13 protein-coding genes and 2 tRNA genes are annotated in these 18824 nt (G+C 64.3%); 8 read left to right on the forward strand and 7 right to left on the reverse strand.

All coding sequences use genetic code 11. The features are described from left to right. Positions 1-77: 77 nt before the first annotated feature. From ACE3UG_RS17020 to tssJ, 5 genes are read left to right on the forward strand one after another with little or no spacing between them, the layout of a single operon-like run. Positions 78-3536, forward strand: coding sequence for an ImcF-related family protein (locus ACE3UG_RS17020; RefSeq protein ID WP_374626010.1), 3459 nt, complete (start codon positions 78-80; stop codon positions 3534-3536). Continuing rightward, complete coding sequence (gene tssA, locus ACE3UG_RS17025; protein WP_374626012.1) at positions 3533-5143, forward strand: type VI secretion system protein TssA; 1611 nt, start codon at positions 3533-3535, stop codon at positions 5141-5143. The genes ACE3UG_RS17020 and tssA overlap by 4 nt, the downstream gene beginning before the upstream one ends. Further along, entirely contained in the window at positions 5143-6960 is a 1818-nt protein-coding gene (gene tssF / locus ACE3UG_RS17030; protein WP_374626014.1) for a type VI secretion system baseplate subunit TssF, read from the forward strand. The genes tssA and tssF overlap by 1 nt, the downstream gene beginning before the upstream one ends. Beyond that, positions 6957-8039 carry a type VI secretion system baseplate subunit TssG gene (tssG, locus tag ACE3UG_RS17035; protein WP_374626016.1) on the forward strand — a complete coding sequence of 361 codons (1083 nt, stop codon included), beginning with the start codon at positions 6957-6959 and terminating at the stop codon, positions 8037-8039. The genes tssF and tssG overlap by 4 nt, the downstream gene beginning before the upstream one ends. An 11-nt stretch (positions 8040-8050) precedes the next feature. Continuing rightward, positions 8051-8575: a type VI secretion system lipoprotein TssJ gene (gene tssJ, locus ACE3UG_RS17040; RefSeq protein ID WP_374626018.1), complete on the forward strand. Its 525-nt coding sequence runs from the start codon at positions 8051-8053 to the stop codon at positions 8573-8575. A gap of 99 nt (positions 8576-8674) precedes the next feature. On the opposite strand, the gene ACE3UG_RS17045 is transcribed toward tssJ, so the two are convergent. The 3 genes from ACE3UG_RS17045 to ACE3UG_RS17055 all read right to left on the reverse strand — a co-directional run bounded on the left by ACE3UG_RS17045 (position 8675) and on the right by ACE3UG_RS17055 (position 9257). Then, on the reverse strand, positions 8675-8899 hold the full coding sequence (locus tag ACE3UG_RS17045) for a hypothetical protein (protein ID WP_374626020.1): 225 nt from the start codon (positions 8897-8899) through the stop codon (positions 8675-8677). 190 nt (positions 8900-9089) lie between these two features. Further along, positions 9090-9165: transfer RNA gene (locus ACE3UG_RS17050), tRNA-Glu, on the reverse strand. Between the two features lie 16 nt (positions 9166-9181). Then, positions 9182-9257: transfer RNA gene (locus ACE3UG_RS17055), tRNA-Ala, on the reverse strand. Positions 9258-9447: 190 nt separating this feature from the next. Here ACE3UG_RS17055 and ACE3UG_RS17060 point away from each other — a divergent pair. Further along, a complete protein-coding gene (locus tag ACE3UG_RS17060; protein WP_374626022.1) occupies positions 9448-9912 on the forward strand; it encodes a CreA family protein in 465 nt (154 codons plus the stop codon). A gap of 32 nt (positions 9913-9944) precedes the next feature. On the opposite strand, the gene ACE3UG_RS17065 is transcribed toward ACE3UG_RS17060, so the two are convergent. Further along, entirely contained in the window at positions 9945-11861 is a 1917-nt protein-coding gene (locus tag ACE3UG_RS17065) for a sigma-54-dependent Fis family transcriptional regulator (RefSeq protein WP_374626024.1), read from the reverse strand. A gap of 295 nt (positions 11862-12156) precedes the next feature. Here ACE3UG_RS17065 and ACE3UG_RS17070 point away from each other — a divergent pair, with 295 nt between their 5' ends. Continuing rightward, positions 12157-13677: an aldehyde dehydrogenase family protein gene (locus ACE3UG_RS17070; RefSeq protein WP_374626026.1), complete on the forward strand. Its 1521-nt coding sequence runs from the start codon at positions 12157-12159 to the stop codon at positions 13675-13677. A 206-nt stretch (positions 13678-13883) separates the two neighbouring features. On the opposite strand, the gene ACE3UG_RS17075 is transcribed toward ACE3UG_RS17070, so the two are convergent. From ACE3UG_RS17075 to ACE3UG_RS17085, 3 genes are all read right to left on the reverse strand, one after another. Continuing rightward, complete coding sequence (locus ACE3UG_RS17075; RefSeq protein WP_374626028.1) at positions 13884-15200, reverse strand: MFS transporter; 1317 nt, start codon at positions 15198-15200, stop codon at positions 13884-13886. Beyond that, positions 15197-16420, reverse strand: coding sequence for a M20 aminoacylase family protein (locus ACE3UG_RS17080; RefSeq protein WP_374626030.1), 1224 nt, complete (start codon positions 16418-16420; stop codon positions 15197-15199). Before ACE3UG_RS17080 ends, ACE3UG_RS17075 begins: the two co-directional genes overlap by 4 nt. Before the next feature lie 84 nt (positions 16421-16504). Then, a complete protein-coding gene (locus ACE3UG_RS17085; RefSeq protein WP_374626032.1) occupies positions 16505-17584 on the reverse strand; it encodes a porin in 1080 nt (359 codons plus the stop codon). Between the two features lie 246 nt (positions 17585-17830). On the opposite strand from ACE3UG_RS17085, the gene ACE3UG_RS17090 reads away from it, so the two are divergent. After that, positions 17831-18802 carry a LysR family transcriptional regulator gene (locus ACE3UG_RS17090; protein ID WP_374626034.1) on the forward strand — a complete coding sequence of 324 codons (972 nt, stop codon included), beginning with the start codon at positions 17831-17833 and terminating at the stop codon, positions 18800-18802. Positions 18803-18824: the final 22 nt, after the last annotated feature.

Genomic DNA, 18824 nt, shown 5'->3' on the forward strand with positions numbered 1-18824 from the left:
CGCTGAACTCGCTGAACTCGCTGACCTCGCTGTGACCAAGACAAAACCCGGCTTTCCCGTCTCAACGCTTTCCGACCATGCAACGTAAATTTCGCTTCGATATCGTCCGCAGTCTCATTGTCGTCATTCTTCCCGGACTGCTGATATGGTTTCGCGGCGACCAGATGTTCGGGATGCACTCGGCCGAAACACGGGCCATGTGGATCGTGGGGCTTTGCCTCATGTTCGTTCTTCTATTCCTCGGGTACAGCTTCGACGCATCGTCGCGCCCCGCCGTCTGGGCGCGTCGAGTGGCGCATTGGGTCAAGGGAAAGCTCGAAGTGCTCGCTCCCACCCGTAACGTGAGCGATGCTCAAGGCGTTGTCCGAGCGAAGACGTTACGACTAGCGCTGCAGGAGCGCCACGGATGGCGCTGGCGATACCGCGAACGCTGGCTCCTCGTGAGCGGCGACAATCGCCTAGTGGAGCACTTATCCCCCAGCCTCGTCGCGGACGGCTTTGCACTAACGCCAGACGGCGTGCTGCTCTATGCGTCGGACGCCGCCGACGGCCCGGACCAGGCGTGGCTGGATCAAATTCGACGAATGCGCCGTCGGCGCCCCATCGACGCGGTCATCGCACTCACCTGTGACGCACGGCCCGCTCTTCCGCTGCTTGCAGCGGAAGAGCTAGCGCCGCGACTGAGCCGGATTGGCCGAGTCCTGCGCTGGGCGGCCCCCGTCTACCTGCTGGACCTGGCGCAGCTCGATGACGTCAGCGGCGCTATGCCGGGTAGCGTTGGTTATGTGTGGACGCGCGAGCAGACGAAGGACGGCGAGGTGGAGGCGGCCCTCGCCACGCTGGCGACCAATTTGGCCGATGCGGGCATTGCGCAACTCGCGGCCGATCCCCTGAACCGTTTGACCGCCAGCCTTTCACAGCACATCTCACACATCCAGACGGCGCTGGCCGACGTTGTCTCGGCAACGGCTGAATCACGAGTTTGGCGGCACGCGGTGCACGGCGTCCTCGTCGCCCCGATGGCACCCATCGGGGCGCCCGATTCTGCCCTCGGTTTTGCGGCACACGTCGCGGACGGGCGTCGCAATGCGGGACATCGCAATCTCTTGCAGACCGTCGCCCTGCACAGCCGCAAGGTGCAAGGACGACGCGTCGGCCTGTCACCGTCCGGCACAACCGCCTGGCTGGTCACGAGCGCGATGTTCGTCTGGATCCTGGGCGTCAATCTGTCCGGCTTTCACAATCGTGCAACGATCCGATCGGCGAATGACGCCCTTGCGCAATGGCAGCGGGCGTCCGACCGGACTCAGCAGATGCTGGCGCTGAATCACCTCGGTCGCCAAATGGACACCTTCGAAGTGCAAGGCCGCCAGGGCGCTCCCTGGTCGACTCGCTTCGGCTTGAATCGAGACGTCGCCATTCTCAACGCACTGTGGCCGAGCTACGTGAGCGCCGCCCAAATCTTCCTCATGGCGCCAGTCCGGCTCGCCCTCGAAGGCCGCTTGATGCGACTCGCATCGCTCTCGGACGCCGAGATCGCCGACAGTGGCAACGTGCAGGCCGACGCCGCGCACGACACGCTCAAAGCGTACCTGATGCTCGCCAACCCGGCACGCTCGGACACCGCCTTTCTGACACCGCAACTCCTGAATACCGAGGAACCGGTGCGGCCGAACCACTCCGATCTGTCCCCCGGCGCATGGCGCGACCTGCGCGCTCAAACCCTCGCCTTCATGGCGTCGCACTTGGGCACCGCGCACGGCGGCGTATCGCTTGCTATGTCGGCCGATCAAAATCTGGTGGCCTCCACCCGGCAGACGATCATCAGCGTACGCGGCATCCAGAATTCCACCGATGCGCTCTACGAGAAGATCATCGACGACGCACAGGCCAAGTACCCGCCCGTCACACTCCCAAGCCTGCTCGGCGACACCAGCAGCCATGGGCTTTTCAGCGCATCGGAGACCGTCCCAGGCGTATACACCCGTGCAGCGTTCGACGAACGCATCTCCCGAGCCATTGACGACGCCAGCGCACGGCAAAACGTAACCGGAGACTGGGTCCTGTCAGACGCCAAAGGGAATGATTCAAATGCGTCGGCCCTCAAGGCGAAACTGCGGCAACGTTACTTCGACAATTACGCGCGTGCCTGGGAAAAGTTTCTCAACAGCCTGCGGTGGCAACCGGCACCGTCCTTGACCGGCACGGTCGATCAACTCCTCTTGCTCGGTGATTCGCAACGCTCACCCATGGTGGCGCTCATGAACGCCATCAACTATCAAGCAGGCACCGGCGTCACGTCGCAGTCATTGGCCGCAGGCCTGCTCGACCGTGCCCAGCAACTGGTCGGGCACGACGCAGACCCCTCCAAGCGAGAGCAGACTACGGTCGTGCCGCTGGCCGGCGCGTTCGGCCCAATCCTGCGGCTCACCGGCAGCGATCTGGTGGGCAGTGGCAACAGCGCCAGCGGGCTGCAGGCAGCCAGTGGGAGCGATCTGAGCCTCTCGCGCTACATCGAGCGAGTCACGGCCATGCGCCTGAAGCTCCAACAGATGGTCTCCGCCCCCGATCCCGACGCGATGTCCCGTGTCGCAGCCCAAGCGGTGCTGCAAGGCAAGACCTCCGAGATCGCAGATAGCCGCGACTATGCCAGTCGCGTGGCCGCAAGCCTCGGGGGCCAGTGGGCCGGCTTCGGCGCCGTACTGCAAGCCCCACTGGATCAGGCGTGGCAAGTGGTGGTGCAACCCGCCGCCGTAAGCCTGAACGACGTCTGGCGCAACGCCGTAGTGGCCGACTGGAACACGGCGTTTGGCAGCCGCTATCCATTCGTCGACTCGGAGAACGACGCCTCGCTGCCCGAGATGGCCCGCTTCATGCACCCCGAGCGCGGCGTCGTCGCGCAATTTGTCGCCACACAGTTGGCGGGCGTCATCGAGCGACAAGGCGATCGCTGGGTAGCCACCCAGGGACAGAATCAAGGCGGTCTGGCACTGGACGCGGCGTTCGTGAACGGCCTGAATCGTCTTACCCGCGTGGCCAACGTGCTGTTCCCGTCAGGCGATGCACGCGTGCGCTTCGATCTCCGAGGCGTGCCCACGCCAGGCATCACGGACATCCGGCTGGTGCTCTCCGACAAAGACTTCCACTACTTCAACCAGAAAGAAGAATGGGTGCCGTTCGAGTGGCCGGGGCAAGCCCTGGAGCCCATCACCCGTGTCGAGTGGCAAACGGCTCTCGGAGGTCTGCGCTCCGCGCTCGACGCCCAAGGTCGCTTCGGCCTCATCCGTCTGCTCGAACGCGCCCAAGTCGAACCCCAGGACAGCGCGCGCCATGTGCTGACCTGGTTGCCCGATCAGGCAGCCGACACGCCCCTGCGTGTACAAATGCGAAGCGAGGCCGGCGCCGGCCCGCTCGACGTGCTGCAGTTGCGTCACTTCACGCTGCCTACTCGTATCTTCTCGGCAGGCGCTGCGAAGCCACCCGCCACAACGCCCGCCCAAAACCCGCATGTCGCGGCACGCCCGGAGGTCGAATGATGCTCTCCGGTCTCGTGAATCGAATGTTTCCGTCCGTACGGAATGCCGAACAGTTCGCGCGCGCCCGAATAAAGACATGGGATGCATGGCTGCGCCCCCTGCCGGGCGAATCCGGGGCGGGGCGCGACCCCGCGTATGAAGAGTCGTTCTTCGCCATCAAGGATGAAGCCGGCAAACTCGGCGGCATCGACGACAGCCGTATCGTCACCCACTGCGAGCGGCTCACGAAGGATACCGGCAAGGATCTTCGTTTGGCCGGCTACTACGCCTCGGCACGCCTGCGCCGCGACGGCCCGCCCGGCTTCGTCGACGGACTGGAACTGACCGCAGCGCTTGTGCACCGCTTTGGCGACGCCGTCCTGCCGGAACGCGCCGAAGCCCGCAAGGGCGCACTGGAAATGCTCGCGACTCCTCGCGTGCTCGAATCGATTGCGGCAAGCAGCGGTTTCGTCGCCGAAGACGTCAAACGGGCGCTCGCCGCACTCGACGTGCTGCTCACGCATACCAACGGGTGGCCAGCATCCGTTCGCCCCAACCTGCAGTCGCTCGTGACGCTGATCGAGCGCAACGGTGCGGGCAGCGCAGGCACGCCGGGAAATGGCGTCGTTCCCGTCAAGGCAGCGCCGCCCGTCGCCCTGACCACGTTCGCGCCCACTACGATCCGGTCGACGCGCGACGTGCTCGAACAGGCTCGCGTCATGGCGAGTTGGCTGCGCGATCAGGACAGCGGCTACCTGAGCGCCGCGCGCATCGTGCGCAGCGTTCGCTGGGACACCCTGCAGGAGCTGCCACCGGCAGACAACGCCGGACAGACCCGCCTCGCGCCGCCGCGTCTGGAGCTTCGCCAGCACTTGAAACGGCTTCTCTTGCAAAAGCAATGGCATGAAGTGCTCGATCGCGTGGAAGACGCCTTCATGGAGGGCGCCAATCATTTTTGGCTCGACCTCCAGTACTTCCAGCACACAGCGTTGGCGCATGTGGGACACCCGTACGACGGGTGGCGCGACGTGCTGCGCACAGACGTCGCGCTGTTCCTCGATCGCATGCCCGACGTCGAGCGCCTGACTTTCAGCGATCGCACCCCCTTCGCAGACGACACGACCCTGGAATGGATCGCCAGACACGCGGTCGTGCGCAATCTCGCCGCAGGTGAATGCCCCGCCGACCTGCCCGTGTCGGCACAAGGTGCGGACGATGGTGTCGGCGACTGGCCCGAAATCGAGGCTCAGGCTCGGGAAAAAGTAACCGGCGAAGGACTTGAGGCCGCCGTCGCCTGGCTTGAAGCGGTGCCGGGCATGACTTCCCAACGCCACCGCTTTCTTCAACGACTCTTGATGGCCCGCATGGCCGATCAGGCCAGCCGGCCCGACACCGCGATTGCCCTGCTGACAGCGCTCGACGCCAGCGCGCGCTCCGTCTCGCTCGCGCAGTGGGAGCCCGCGCTCGCTTTCGAGGTCAAGCAGCAGTTGGTCCGAGGTCTCAAAGGCTCGATCCACCGCAAAGACGTCGATCGCCCTACCCTCGCCCGTCGCATTGCCGATCTCCAGGCCGAGATGACCGTGCTCGATCCGGCACGCGCACTCGCCACCTTTCAACACGCTATCTGATGACGAACGACGACCCTATCCTGCGCTACTACGAAGCGGAGATGCGATACCTGCGCGAAGCCGGCAAGGAATTCGCCCGGGCGCACCCCGAACGCGCGCGCATGCTCAACATGGACCGCGTAGGCGCGCTCGACCCCTACGTCGAGCGCCTCTATGAAGGCTTCGCCTTTCTGACCGGCCGCCTGCGCCAAAAACTCGACGACGAACTGCCCGAACTGACCGAAGGGTTGGTCAGCCTGCTCTGGCCGCACTACCTGCGCATGATTCCGTCACTCTCGGTCGTGGAACTGCAACCGGCCAACGCCAAAGTTCAAAGTACCGAAGTCGTCGAGCCCGGCGTGGTCGTGCGCTCCTCGGCCATTTCCGTACCGGGCGCACACGAAGGCGATCCGCCACGGACGGTCCAATGCGAATACCGAACCACACAAGCGGTCGCCCTCCACCCGATCAGGGTCACGCATGCAAAACCCGCTGTGCGCCAGGACGGCCGCTCGGTCATTCGCCTGGCATTCGCGCTCGATGCCGCAGCACGCCGTGACGAAACCGATCTGTCCCGCCTTCGTCTCTTTCTGAATGCCGACCTGCCGACCGCCTTTTCGATGCACCTGGCGCTGACCCGGCAGGTCGATGCCGTGCTGTGCCGCGTGCCCGAAGTCCGCAATGGCGAGGCGGTACCGCTCACGACAATCTCAGTGGCGCCGGCCGGCTTCACCGCCGACGAACGGCTGTGGCCCAAGGCGGAGAACGCCTTCTCGGGTTATCAGTTGCTGCTGGAGTACTTCACGTTCCGGGAGAAATTCCTGTTCGTTGACGTCTGCGGCTTCGATATTGCCAGTCTGCCCGCGACGGCAAGCCGGTTCGAGCTTGAATTCGTGCTCTCCCACCCCTACCCCGGCGACCAGCCGTTCGATGCGCAGAACGTTCGCCTGTTCTGCACACCTGTCATCAACTTGTTCTCACTCGACGCCGAGCCCATCGACATCAATCACCATGACGCCGAGTACCGGGTCAGGCCAGCCGGCTACCTGGGGGAACATACCGAAACCTATTCCGTCGACGCGGTGGAGGCGTTCGATCATGCATCGGCGCAGCGATACGGCTACGTTCCGTTCGCCACCTTCAAGCATCGCGGCGGCATGCTGCGTCACGAGGCCCCGGAGCGCTATTTCCACACGCGGGTGCGATCCGGTGTCTCGGGGTTGCACGAGACGTGGCTCGTCCTGGGCGGTCACGCGTGGGAAGCCATGAGCGCAGTCCCCGAGGAGAGTCTGTCACTGCGCATGACCGGCACGAACGGCATGCTGCCGCGCAAATCGCTACGCGCAGCCAGACTGTGCGAGTTGATATCGAACACGCCAAACGTTGCGAGCGTACAGAATCTCGTCGCTCTGACCTTGCCGCTGTATCCCCCGACCGGCGACCGGTTCCAGTGGCGCGTGCTCTCACATCTGGCGCCGAACTTCCTTTCGTTGATGAACGCCGAAGTGTTGCGCGGCGCCCTCTCGCTCTACGACTGGACCGATACCGACCTGAGCGAGCTCAATCGCCGACGCCTGGACGGCATTCGCTGGGTGTCCCAGTCGCTGCTCGAAGAAGTCTCCGGCGGTGCCGTGGAACGCGGCGCACACATTGAAGTGACGCTCGACTCGCATGCATTTGCCGGCGAAGGCGACCTGATGCTGTTTGGCGAACTGTTGCATCGCTTCTTCGAGATGTATGCCGAGATCAACCTGTTCACCCAATTGACCGTGATCAGTCTGCCGTCGCAAACGCGAATCGACTGGCCGCGCAGCAAGACGTACCGAGACCCGCTATGACGGCCCGCGACCTGCCCGACCTCGATCCTCTCGTGCGGGACCTGCTCGCACGCGCACCGCACATGAGCTTCATGCAACTGTGCCGCCTGTTGGAGCTGCGCGCACCGGACACACCGGGCCTTGGCACCGGCAATACGCCGGTTCACGAGTCGGTGCGATTCAGGCCGTGGCCGCGCATGGGATTTCCCAGCGCGGAAGTGGTCGCCGTCGAGCGCGATGAAGATCTGCCGGATGCCCCGCCCACGCTTCGAACGACGTTCATGGGCCTGTATGGCGTCGATGCGTGTGTGCCGTCTCACATGGTCGACGACATTGCGTTGCGCGAAGAAGGCTTTGAGGCCGTAGCCGCGTTCCTCGATCAATTCAACCACCGTGGCGTCACGTTGCTCTATCGGGCGTGGAAGAAGTACCGCTACCCGGAGAGCTTTCGCGCCGCGGGCAATGACGAGCACTCACGCAACTTGCTTTGTCTGGCCGGATTCGCCGACGGGGACAAGCCCAAACGCGCCGGTCTGCCGGGCGTGCGCATGCTCGCGATTCTCGGTCTGCTGATTCAGCGCACGCGCACGGCCGAGGGGCTGGCCGGCGCACTGGCGGTGACCGCGCCGGGCGTCGAAATTCAGGTGACGGAGTTCTTCCCGAAGACGATCGGCGCAGGCGCGCCACGTCCGTTGACTTCAACGGTAACCGCAGCCGCAGCGACGCGAGGCCTTGGGGCGGACTATGTACTTGGCCGCCGTCTGGTGTACCGGCACGGCGCAGTGGAGGCGCGCTTGCGCCCGAGCGATCCGGCGCAAATCGATACGCTCCTGCCCGGGACCGCGCTACATGCCGAGTTGATGGCGATGGTTGCGCTCTACATAGGCACCGCGGCCGATGTTCACGTGCGCCTGATCGTGCCCTCGACGATGGCCCCCAAGCCGCGCATCGGCGTCGCAAACACCACGCATGCGCCTCGCCTTGGATGGACAAGCGTTCTGCCAAGCAACGAGTGCCGCGACATTCGAATCACTCTGGGGGTCCATCGCGCACTTGCGACGCCCCAGCCCAATCCCTGTCTTGCCGCTATCAGCGCATGAGCCACCGCCCTATGCCGAATCCCCTTCCGCTCGCCCGCAAGGCGATTGCCCTTTTGCTTCCCACGCTTTTCCTGTCCGCATGCGGTGCGTGGCAAAGCGTCTCGAACGGAACTGCGAATGCGTTCCATGCGGTCTTTTACAAACGCGTGGAAGTCGTCAATGTCGACGTGACCGCGCGCGATGCGCTCAATCCGGACGACGCGGGACGCGCCACGTCGGTCGTCGTACGCGTGTATCAGTTGAAAGACCGCAAGCTGTTTGACGCGGCGTCATACGACGATCTGGTCAAGCAGGACCGCAAGGTGCTCGCTGGCGAGGTGCAGGCCACGGTGGCCGGAGTGGTGAACCCGGACGCGTCGATCAGCCTGTCTCAGCCCATCGACGATGCCACGGAGTATGTGGCGGTGGTCGCCTTCTTCCGAAACCCTGCCGATGAGGGGGCGTGGAAGCTCGTGGTGCCAACGAATCAACTCGACGCCGACGAGCCGCTGAAGCTCCAATTGACGGACAACCGACTCAACCTACGGGAAATGTAAGCAGTAGGCACCGCGCTCGCGGCAAATCGTCACACCGTGGTGCGCCGCGCAGTCCGGCGCACCGTCATGCCGCCCGGCCGCCCTGCCTCGCCCGGCCGCTCAATGATGGTGATGGTGGTGATGCGACCACAGCGGATCCATCGAATCGACGAACGACGCGACGGCGTCCTTGTCGCCGGTGGCGTGGCGCATCAGTTGACCGCACTTGCACCAGCCCTGATACGGCGTGATGTGCGAACACGCGGTCGTCTTCTGCAAATACAACGTGACCGGCTTGGCGCACGCCGTGCATTTGAACTTGAGGGTGAGGGCGGGTTTGCTCATGGGAAATCTAAGATGGCACGCTCAAAGGCGTCATTGTACCGGCCATCGCCAACGGGCACGCCGAGCGGGCCGAGCGGCCCGTAAACGCAAGAAGCCGGATGTCGTGAAAGACATCCGGCTTCTTCATGCGACGTGCCGAATCCGACGCCAGCTGGCTTCGGTGTGTCGATGTCACACCGCCGCCGATGGATGGCGTCCCCTAGGGGATTCGAACCCCTGTACTCACCGTGAAAGGGTGATGTCCTAGGCCTCTAGACGAAGGGGACTGAAAGTCTTCGGTTTTGGTGGAGGTAAGCGGGATCGAACCGCTGACCTCTTGCATGCCATGCAAGCGCTCTCCCAGCTGAGCTATACCCCCGCGCGAAGAGGCGTGACTATAGCGCATTTGGGAACGGCGGGCAACGGGCGGCTGCGCATGCGAACACCGTTCTCGCGAGGCATCGGCGGTCGCGCGACGCGAGTAGAATCAGGCGCACGGCGCCCCCGCAGGGGCGGCGCGTGGCGGATGCGGTCGCAACCGCCGTAGACCCTTGACGGAACACATCCTCATGAAGAAAGCAGTCGCGCTGGCGCTGACCGTGGCCGCGAGTTGGGCGCATGCCGAGCAGATCGGCGACGTCAACACCGCATTCAAGTTCCTGGGACCGGACCACAAGATTGTCGTCGATGCCTACGACGATCCGAAGGTGCGAGGCGTGACCTGCTATGTGTCGCGCGCAAAGACCGGCGGCCTCAAGGGCATGGTCGGACTCGCGGAAGACAAGGCGGAAGCGTCGATCGCCTGTCGTCCGGTCGGGCCGATTGCGTTTACCCGGCCTCTGCCGAAGGAGGAGGAAGTCTTCTCGGAAAGCCTGTCTCCGCTGTTCAAAAAGCTGCGCATCGTGCGAATGGTCGACAAGACGCGCAACACGCTCGTGTATCTCACCTACTCCGACAAGCTCGTCGATGGCTCGCCGCAGAACAGCGTGACCGCCGTCCCCGTGGATCGGACAACCCCGATCCCGATGAAGTAGCCGACACACGCATGACCATGACGCAGCAAACGTCAGTTGCGCAGCAAGCCGAATCGCCGCAGCTTTCGGTAAAGCGTATTGCGGCTCACGCCAAGCTTTCGGGCTGCCGCACTGACCTGCCCCTGGCAAGCGTCGAGCGCCGCGCGCAACACCTGACGCTCGGCCGCCTCCAACGGGGCCTCCCTCGGTACATCCGTCAACACATCGCTCGACATCCGGGCGTCGGCTTCGCGCAACTCGTCCGGCAGGTCGTCCAGCGTAATGACGCCGCGCTCGCTGAGCGCCACCAACGTTCGGATGACGCTGCGCATCTGACGCACGTTGCCGGGCCACGCATAGGCACACAGCCGGTTCTGCGCCGCTTCCGTCATGGTGATGCCACTCTGCGCGTGCACCTGAGCCAGGAGCGTCTGAATCAGGTCGAGCTTGTCGTCTCGTTCGCGCAATGGCGGCACGCCGACCTGAAGGCCGCTCAGCCGATAGAAAAGGTCCTCACGGAAGTGACGCTCGGCAATACGCTCGGCGAGATCGCGGTGCGTCGCGCTGAGCACGCGAATATCGAGCGGCACCGGCTCGCCGCCGCCAAGCGGCGACACCCTGCGTTCTTCGAGTACGCGTAGCAGCCGGGTTTGCATGGCGAACGGCATGTCGCCGATTTCATCGAGAAACAGCGTGCCGCCATTGGCTTGCCATAGCTTGCCGGCCATTCCCTCCTTGCGTGCGCCGGTAAAGCTTCCGCCGACGTAGCCAAAAAGCTCGCTCTCGATCAGCGACTCAGGAATCGCCGCACAATTCAACGCCACGAACGGACCGCCAGCACGCGCGCTCGCCGCGTGCACGGCCCGTGCGAAGACCTCTTTGCCGCTGCCGGTTTCGCCTCGGATGAGTATCGGCACGTCATGCGCGAAGACACGGCAAGCGCGAGAAAACTCACGCGCCAGCGCAGGATCGGAAAACGGTGCGGCAGGCACCTCATGCGCAGGGTTCGCCACAGGCGTCACCCGGCGCGCTGCACGCAGCGGGGCACGCACCATCGCCAATAGTGCCTCGCCCGCATGGGTTCGAATCGGCCAGCACGCGCTCGGCGTCCGATGCGCTTGCGCGAACAGAGCGTCGAGCGTTTGCGCAAACCATCGGTCCACGCGCGTACCCACGATCGCGTCGCGCGCCACGCCCAGACGATTCAAAGCGCTCTGATTGGCGGCCAGCACGCGCCCCGTATCGTCGAATGCGAGCAACGCCTGCGCGAAGCTGCCCAGATGATCCCCCTGCTCTTGCAATTGCAGCAGCCACTCGTCCCGATAGTGCTGCGAGAAATACTCGCTCTCCACGACCTTCGCCGACAGATTCACGAGCGCGAGCGTATGAAACTGGCTTTGCCGCGTGACGTCCGCACTCGTCGACGACACATCGATCACGGCAAGCATTTCCCCTTGCGGTGCGAATACGGGACTCGCGGTGCAGGTGAGCGGCGTGTGCACCGAACGGAAATGGTCCTGCTGGCAGATGATGACCGGCGCTCGCTCGACCACACAGGTACCAATGCCGTTGGTGCCTTCGCACGGCTCACTCCAGTCGGCCCCCGGCCACAGCCCTGCCCGATGGAAGTCGTCGCGCGTGCCGTCGTGGAGCCGGGAATCGACGATCACGCCGTCCGGGCCCGTCAGCAGCACGGCCTGGCCCGGATTCATCAACTGACGTTGCAGACGCTCAAGGACCGGCATGGAGACGTTGCGCAGCCGCTCCATCGCGCTGCGCCGCTCGCGCAATTGCGACGACGCCAACACCTGCGGCGCCGTGCGCGCGCCGGGGTCGAGCGCGTGGGTGTCCAGACAACGACGCCATGAGTTGGCAATGGTTGGGTCGGTTACGCTGGCAACGGACGTTAGATGACCTTGTGCGACGCTCAGCACGCGACGCGCGTGCGCGGACTCTCTTTTGGCTGGCATTGGTCGTCTCCCCCGTGCCGAATGAACTCGTAGTCGTTCCCGAAGCATGTCGCATGCCGATGGCGATTGCAATGCGCTATGTCAATCGACAAACGCAAAGCGATTGCCTGTCACGGCTGCGAGACAACAAGTGTCACCGCCCGAGACAGACTTGTCACGAATTCGGCACACCCCAAGCCGCGTCGATTCCGCGTCAGGCCGATCAACGGGCGATCGGTCACGGGTGGCCCGCGACTTGCTTATTGCCTTTATGTGGCCGCCGCGCCACCGACACGACAATATCCGGAGACACGACATGCGATACGCCCCACCCGGCACGCCCGGTGCCCTGCTGACTTTGCAGCCACGTTACGAGAACTACATTGGCGGCAAGTTCGTCCCACCCGTGGAAGGACGCTATTTCACCAACACGTCGCCCGTCACGGGCGGCGTCATCGGTGAGTTTCCACGCTCGAACGTCGCGGATATCGAGCTTGCGCTCGACGCGGCGCACGCTGCGGCGCCCCAATGGGGCAAGACGTCGGTGCAGGCGCGCTCGCGCATTCTGTTGCAGATTGCCGACCGGCTGGAAGGACAACTCGAGCGCTTCGCCGTTGCGGAAACATGGGACAACGGCAAACCGGTGCGCGAAACGCTCGCGGCCGATCTGCCGCTGGCCGTCGATCATTTCCGCTACTTCGCCGGCTGCATTCGCGCCCAGGAGGGCACAGCCGCCGAGATCGACGAGCACACGGCCGCCTATCACTTCCACGAACCGCTGGGGGTCGTCGGTCAGATCATTCCGTGGAATTTTCCGCTGTTGATGGCGGCCTGGAAACTGGCCCCTGCCCTCGCGGCGGGTAACTGTATCGTGCTCAAGCCGGCCGAGCAAACGCCGCTCTCGATCACGCTGTTCGCGGAGCTGGTAGGCGATCTGCTGCCACCGGGCGTGCTCAACATCGTGCAGGGTTTCGGCAAGGAAGCCGGAGAGGCGCTGGCATCGAGTCGTCGTATTGCGAAGATCGCGTTCACAGGCTCGACGCCCGTGGGCGGGCACATTCTGTCGCGGGCGGCCGCCAATCTGATCCCGAGCACGGTCGAGTTGGGGGGCAAGTCGCCGAACATCTTCTTCGAAGACATTCTGCGCGGGGAACCCGAGTTCATCGAGAAAGCCGCAGAGGGACTTGTACTGGGCTTTCTGAATCAGGGTGAGGTCTGCACGTGCCCGTCGCGAGCGCTCGTGCAGGAGTCGATCTACGAGCCCTTCATGGAAGTCGTGATGGCACGCGTCGCGCGTATCAAGCGTGGCGATCCGCTCGACACCGAAACGGCTGTCGGCGCACAGGCGTCGCAGCAGCAGTTCGACAAGATCCTCACGTATCTCGATCTCGCCCGAAAGGAAGGCGCGCAGGTGTTGACCGGCGGTGGCGTCGAGTTGCTCGAAGGCCCGCTGGCGTCGGGCTTTTACATCCAGCCGACGCTGCTCAAGGGCGACAACCGCATGCGCGTGTTCCAGGAAGAGATTTTCGGCCCCGTGGTCGGGGTCACGACGTTCCGGGACGAAGCCGAGGCATTGGCCATCGCCAATGACACCGAGTTCGGGTTGGGCGCCGGGGTGTGGACACGCGACATCAATCGGGCGTACCGCATGGGCCGCGGCATTCAGGCCGGACGCGTATGGACCAACTGCTACCACCTTTACCCCGCGCACGCCGCGTTCGGCGGGTACAAGAAGTCGGGCATCGGCCGCGAGACGCACAAGATGATGCTCGATCACTATCAGCAGACCAAGAATCTGCTGGTGAGCTACGACGTCAATCCGCTCGGCTTCTTCTGAGCGCCGTGTCGATACGCCACTGACTTGGCGGCCGGTCACAGACGCATCGCGCCATAGGTGCGATGCGTCTGCATTGTCTGCGAGAAAGGGCGTTTTTTGACACTGTCCGGCGGTTCACGTGCGGAGCAAGCCGAGACCGGGGCGATATATACCGGCGCGCGTTTTGATCGCGCGCGCAGCCCGCAACCGGCGTGGGCGGTCTGATCTCAGTCCAATGCGCTGCCCGCCATTTCGCGGCTCTTGAGCACCGCCACAAACGAGACCAAGCCAACTGCAATAACGTAGCCGGCCGGGGCCAGCTTGGAGCCGGTCACGGCGATTAGCCACGTTGCGATGAACTGCGCGAAGCCGCCGAACACCGAGACGCCGAGACCATAGACCATTGCCAGGCCAGTGGCTCGGATATGACGCGGGAACACCTCGGTGATCATCGTGACGGTGGTCACCGAGATGAACACGGTCGGAATCGTCAGCACGGCGGCCACCACCAGCAGGCGGCTAGTATCGGGTGCGGCGGTGAGCCATGCAAACGCGGGCACGATCGACGCAAGCAGAATCACGCGGGCAATCGTCACCACGCGCTTGCGGCCCCAGCGATCGCTGGCGACGCCGGCGACAGCGGACAGCCCCATCTGCAGCCCTCCCGCCACGAACGATGCCCACAAGCCACTCGACAACGACAGCTTGAGCACGCCCACGCCATAGTTGGTGAGGTAGTGCAGCGAGATGTAGTTCGACGAGGTCGCCCCTGCCGTCATGAGAATGCCGAGCACCAGCGCGCGCCGATGTGCGCCCAGCACTTCGGCGATCGGGCTGCGCGCCCCTCGCTTGGCCGGCTCGGCTTCGTGCGTCTCGTCCAGGTGTTTGCGAATGTAGGTCCCCAGTGGAATCAACGCCATACCCAACAGGAACGGCACCCGCCAGCCCCATGCAAGCAGTTGCTCGTGCGTCAGCGATGCGGTCAGCGCCAGCCCCACCAGCGAGCCGAGCAGCGTCGAGAACGCCTGGCTGAACAGTTGCCAGCTCGCGAACAGGCCGCGATTGTTGGCGTTGGCGTATTCGAGCAGCATCGAAGTGGACGCACCCACCTCGCCCCCGACCGCGAAACCCTGCACCAGACGGCCGAGGATGAGCAACATCGGCGCGGCCATACCGATCTGGGCGTAGGTGGGCGCCACCACGAAGACTGCCGAGCCTGCGGCCATCAGCCAAAGCGTGAGTGTCATGGCCGCCTTGCGACCGCGTCGGTCGGCGTAGCCGCCGATCACAATGCCGCCCAGCGGTCGCACCACGAAGCCCACTCCGAAGGTCGCCAGGGACAGCAGCAACTGGGTGAACGGCGACGCAGCGGGAAAGAACAGCTTGCCGAGCACGGTTGCGAAATAGGTGTAGATCGCGAAATCGAAAAATTCCAGGCCGTTGCCGATCGTGATCGCCGCGATCTTCTTCGTGAGCGATGCCGGACGGGGGCGTGAGGTGCCCGATGCGGCCTGCGCTGCAGGGGTGTCGAGGTGGGTCGTCATACCTTGTTCTCCATGCTCAGGAATCGCTCGACCAAACGCGTCCAATACGTTGCGCCGATCGGCAGCAGCGCGTCGTTGAAATCGTAATGCGGGTTGTGAACCATGCAGCCGCCCTCGCCTTCGCCGTTACCGATGATCAGGTAGCTGCCAGGGCACTTCTCCAACATGAACGAGAAATCCTCGCTGCCCGTGAGTGGCTCGAAGTCGTCCATCAGGCCCTGCGGACCCAGCCATTCCAACGCCACCTGACGGGCGAATTCGGTCATTTCCGCATCGTTGACGAGCGCCGGGTAACGCCATCGATAATCGATGTCGACATGCGCGCCAAACACGCCGGCCTGCGCGTTGACCAGTTCGACGATGCGATCGCGCAACTGCTCGCGCACTTGCGGCGTGTGCGCGCGTACTGAAAGACGCAGCTCGACGCTGTCCGGGATCACGTTGGGTGCGTCGCCGCCGTGGATTGCGCCCACCGTGACCACGGCCATGCGGCGAGGGTCGACATTGCGCGAGACGATCGACTGCAGCGCTACGACGATGTGCGAGGCCACCAGCACCGGATCGACGCTCAAGTTCGGCATCGAGCCGTGTCCGCCGCGGCCATGCACGGTGACGATCACCGTATCCGACGATGCCATCGCCGGACCGGCACGCAAGCCGATCTTGCCGACCGGGAAGCCCGGCATATTGTGATAGGCGAACAGCGCGTCGCATGGGAAGCGTTCGAACAGGCCGTCTTCGATCATTTTTCGCGCGCCGGCGAGGCCCTCTTCCGCTGGCTGAAAAATCAGGTGCAGCGTGCCGTCGAAATTGCGCGTCGCCGCCAGGTGACGCGCGGCCGCGAGCAGCGTCGCGGTGTGGCCGTCGTGGCCGCAGGCATGCATCTTTCCCGAATGCTGGCTGGCGTACGCCTTGCCGGTCGCTTCCTGGATCGGCAGCGCGTCCATGTCGGCGCGCACGCCGACGGTACGTGAGCTGTCGCCCACCTTGAGCGTGCCGACCAGGCCGGTTCCGCCGATGCCGCGCGTAACGGTGTAGCCCCACTGCGTGAGCTTGTCTGCCACCAGATCGCTGGTCTGGAACTCCTCGTAGGCGAGTTCCGGATGGGCGTGAATTTGATGACGCAGCGCACGCATGCTGGCGTCGTGCGCGAGAATGTCGGCCGGAACGTCGGCCTCGATCACCGCCGCAAAGGCGTGCTCAGTGGTGTCGCGGGGCATGGTGTCTCCAGTCATGACAAAGCGGCGAACGCCCGAAGCGTTCGCCTTGGGTTCGCGTTGGGTTCGCCGTGGGAAGCGGCGGAATCAAAAACGGTGTGTCACACCGAGGGCCGTGACGAACACGTCGCGACCGGCGCTGGTTTGCGCGCTGTCGAGCGTGAGTGCCGACGCACCGCCGTTGGCGACCCAGGCGACGCGGGTGTAAAGGGCAGTACGTTTGGACAGTTGGTAGTCATAGCCGCCGAGCGCGCCGAAGGCATGGTTGCCGCCACCGGCCACAAGGCGCTCCAGCACGGACAGCTTGAAGACGTGCGGGCCAAGCGGCATCGTTGCGCCGATCAGGTAAGTCGTCGCAATACGGCCTGACGCAACGTTCGGCACGATACGGTTGTACGCCAGCGACACGGTGGTGTTGCCGAGTTTGTACGACAGGCCCGCGCCGTAGTGATCGGTGGCCTGAGACAGATCGTTGCGCACCACGTTGTACGAGATTCCCGCGTAGAGTTGCGAGTTCTCGTACTGCGCGAGATAGCCGGTGAAGTGCGCGGGCGCGCCGCTGGCGGAGGCCGTGCTGAAGCCGTAGAGGAACTGGCCGGAGAAGCCGTTCATGTCGGGCGTGGTGTAGCTCACGGCGTTGGCGACGCGGGCGTCGATACCGGTGGCGTTGCCGCCCAGGTCCGACGCGGCGTACGCTGCGTTGGCCATGAGCGAGAGCTTGGTCAGGGCGAACGGATCGACCTGCGACGACAACGGGAAGATGGTCGGGAACTGGCGGCCGAGCTTGAACATGCCGTACCGACGCGAACTCAGCCACACGTTGGCTTCACGATTGAAGAGGGTGTTGGTCGACTGCAGCGTGCCGTTATTCGCGTTGAAACCTGACTCAAGTCGGAAACCCGATTCGAGACCGCCGCCCAGATCTTCCGTGCCGGTCAGACCGAAGCGCGAGGTCGAACCCGCGCCGCTGCCCACTTGCATCGAGCTGCCCTTACCCCCCGAGTCATAGCTGACGTAGTTGTCGAGCGCGCCGTAGAGTTGCACGCCTGCCCACGCCGGGGCGCTGCCCACGGTCAGTAGCGTGCCGGCGGCGAGCCCGGCCAGAGCGGCGCGCGCGATGTAACGATTGGCGCGGCGGGTGTCGGATCGGTTGGGGGATGGCTGCATTGGACTCCTGTGCGTGTGCCTTTTTGGCCGTCGAGGGCGGCCTTGTTTATCGATTGTTGGTGTCTGGCTGATGACGTTTCGACGCATGGTAGCCAGATCGATTTGCAGCCGGTAGGCAACGCCAAATTTGGGCGTCAACCGTGGGTTGACGCCCATGCCAGGCGGGTCGATGATCCAATGTCGCAGCCGGGTCGTGCGGGACTTGGCGCAATCCACGCGGGTGTTCGTCTTTCTTGTTCCTGGACCATGTCGACAGATCTGAAGCTGCATCAACTTGAGTGTCTTGTGGCCGTGGCCGATCACGGCAGCGTGCGTACTGCGGCGAATCGGCTGGGGCGTTCGGCGACTGCGGTGAGCAAGGCGTTGCGGGAGCTTGAGCAGTCGATGGATGTGGTGTTGATGGAGCGGCGCGCCGACGGCGTGTCGCTCACGCCGTCGGGCAATGCGTTGCTCTCGCATGCGCGGCTGATCCTGGGGCAGTTGCGCCGGGCGAGCGAGGACGTGGCGGTGGCGGGTGTGAAGCTGGGCGGCACGATTCGCATGGCTGTCACGCCTTGGTTGATGCATGGGGTGATACCGTCCGTTGTGCGCGCGTTCCGGCAACTGAGGCCGGATGTGCAGCTCGACATTGCCGAGCATTTGGGTGGGGACTACCCGGCTGTACGCAACGGGCATCTGGATTTCGCGTTTGGTCCGACCCCGGACGCCGGCCAGGAGCGTGCATTGGACGTCCGGCCGATCTATACGTATTCATTCGCTGTGGTGTGTCGTCCGGGGCATCCGGGGGCGAATGCGCGTGCGATTGCGGATCTGGCGGGCTATGACTGGTTGCTCAGCCGGTCGATGGCGCGCACGGCGCAGGCGATACGGGCGCTCGTGGAAGATCAGCGCGACGGTGGTGTACAGCGCTGCCACTTCGCCCGGTCGGTCAATGCGGCGCTGGCGATTGTGCGCTCGACAGACATGCTGACGGCCGTACCGTGGCCGCTGATCGAGACGCCGGACATGCGGGACCGCTTCGTGGCGCTCGATTTCGACGCCATTACCGACGAGGGCATGACGTGCTTGATCACACGGCGCTATGAGCCGTTGCAAGGCACGGCGCTGGCGTTCCTGGAGACATTCTGGCGCATCGCCCGGGAGTTGGCCGCGTCGCCCGACGGTCCGACCCGTCGCATCTTCAGCATGGTTGAACCCGCCAGCACGAGCATTGAGTGAACATACTCAACGCATTCGCATG

Source organism: Pandoraea sp. (genome assembly GCF_041919235.1).
In the GTDB taxonomy this organism is placed as follows: domain Bacteria; phylum Pseudomonadota; class Gammaproteobacteria; order Burkholderiales; family Burkholderiaceae; genus Pandoraea.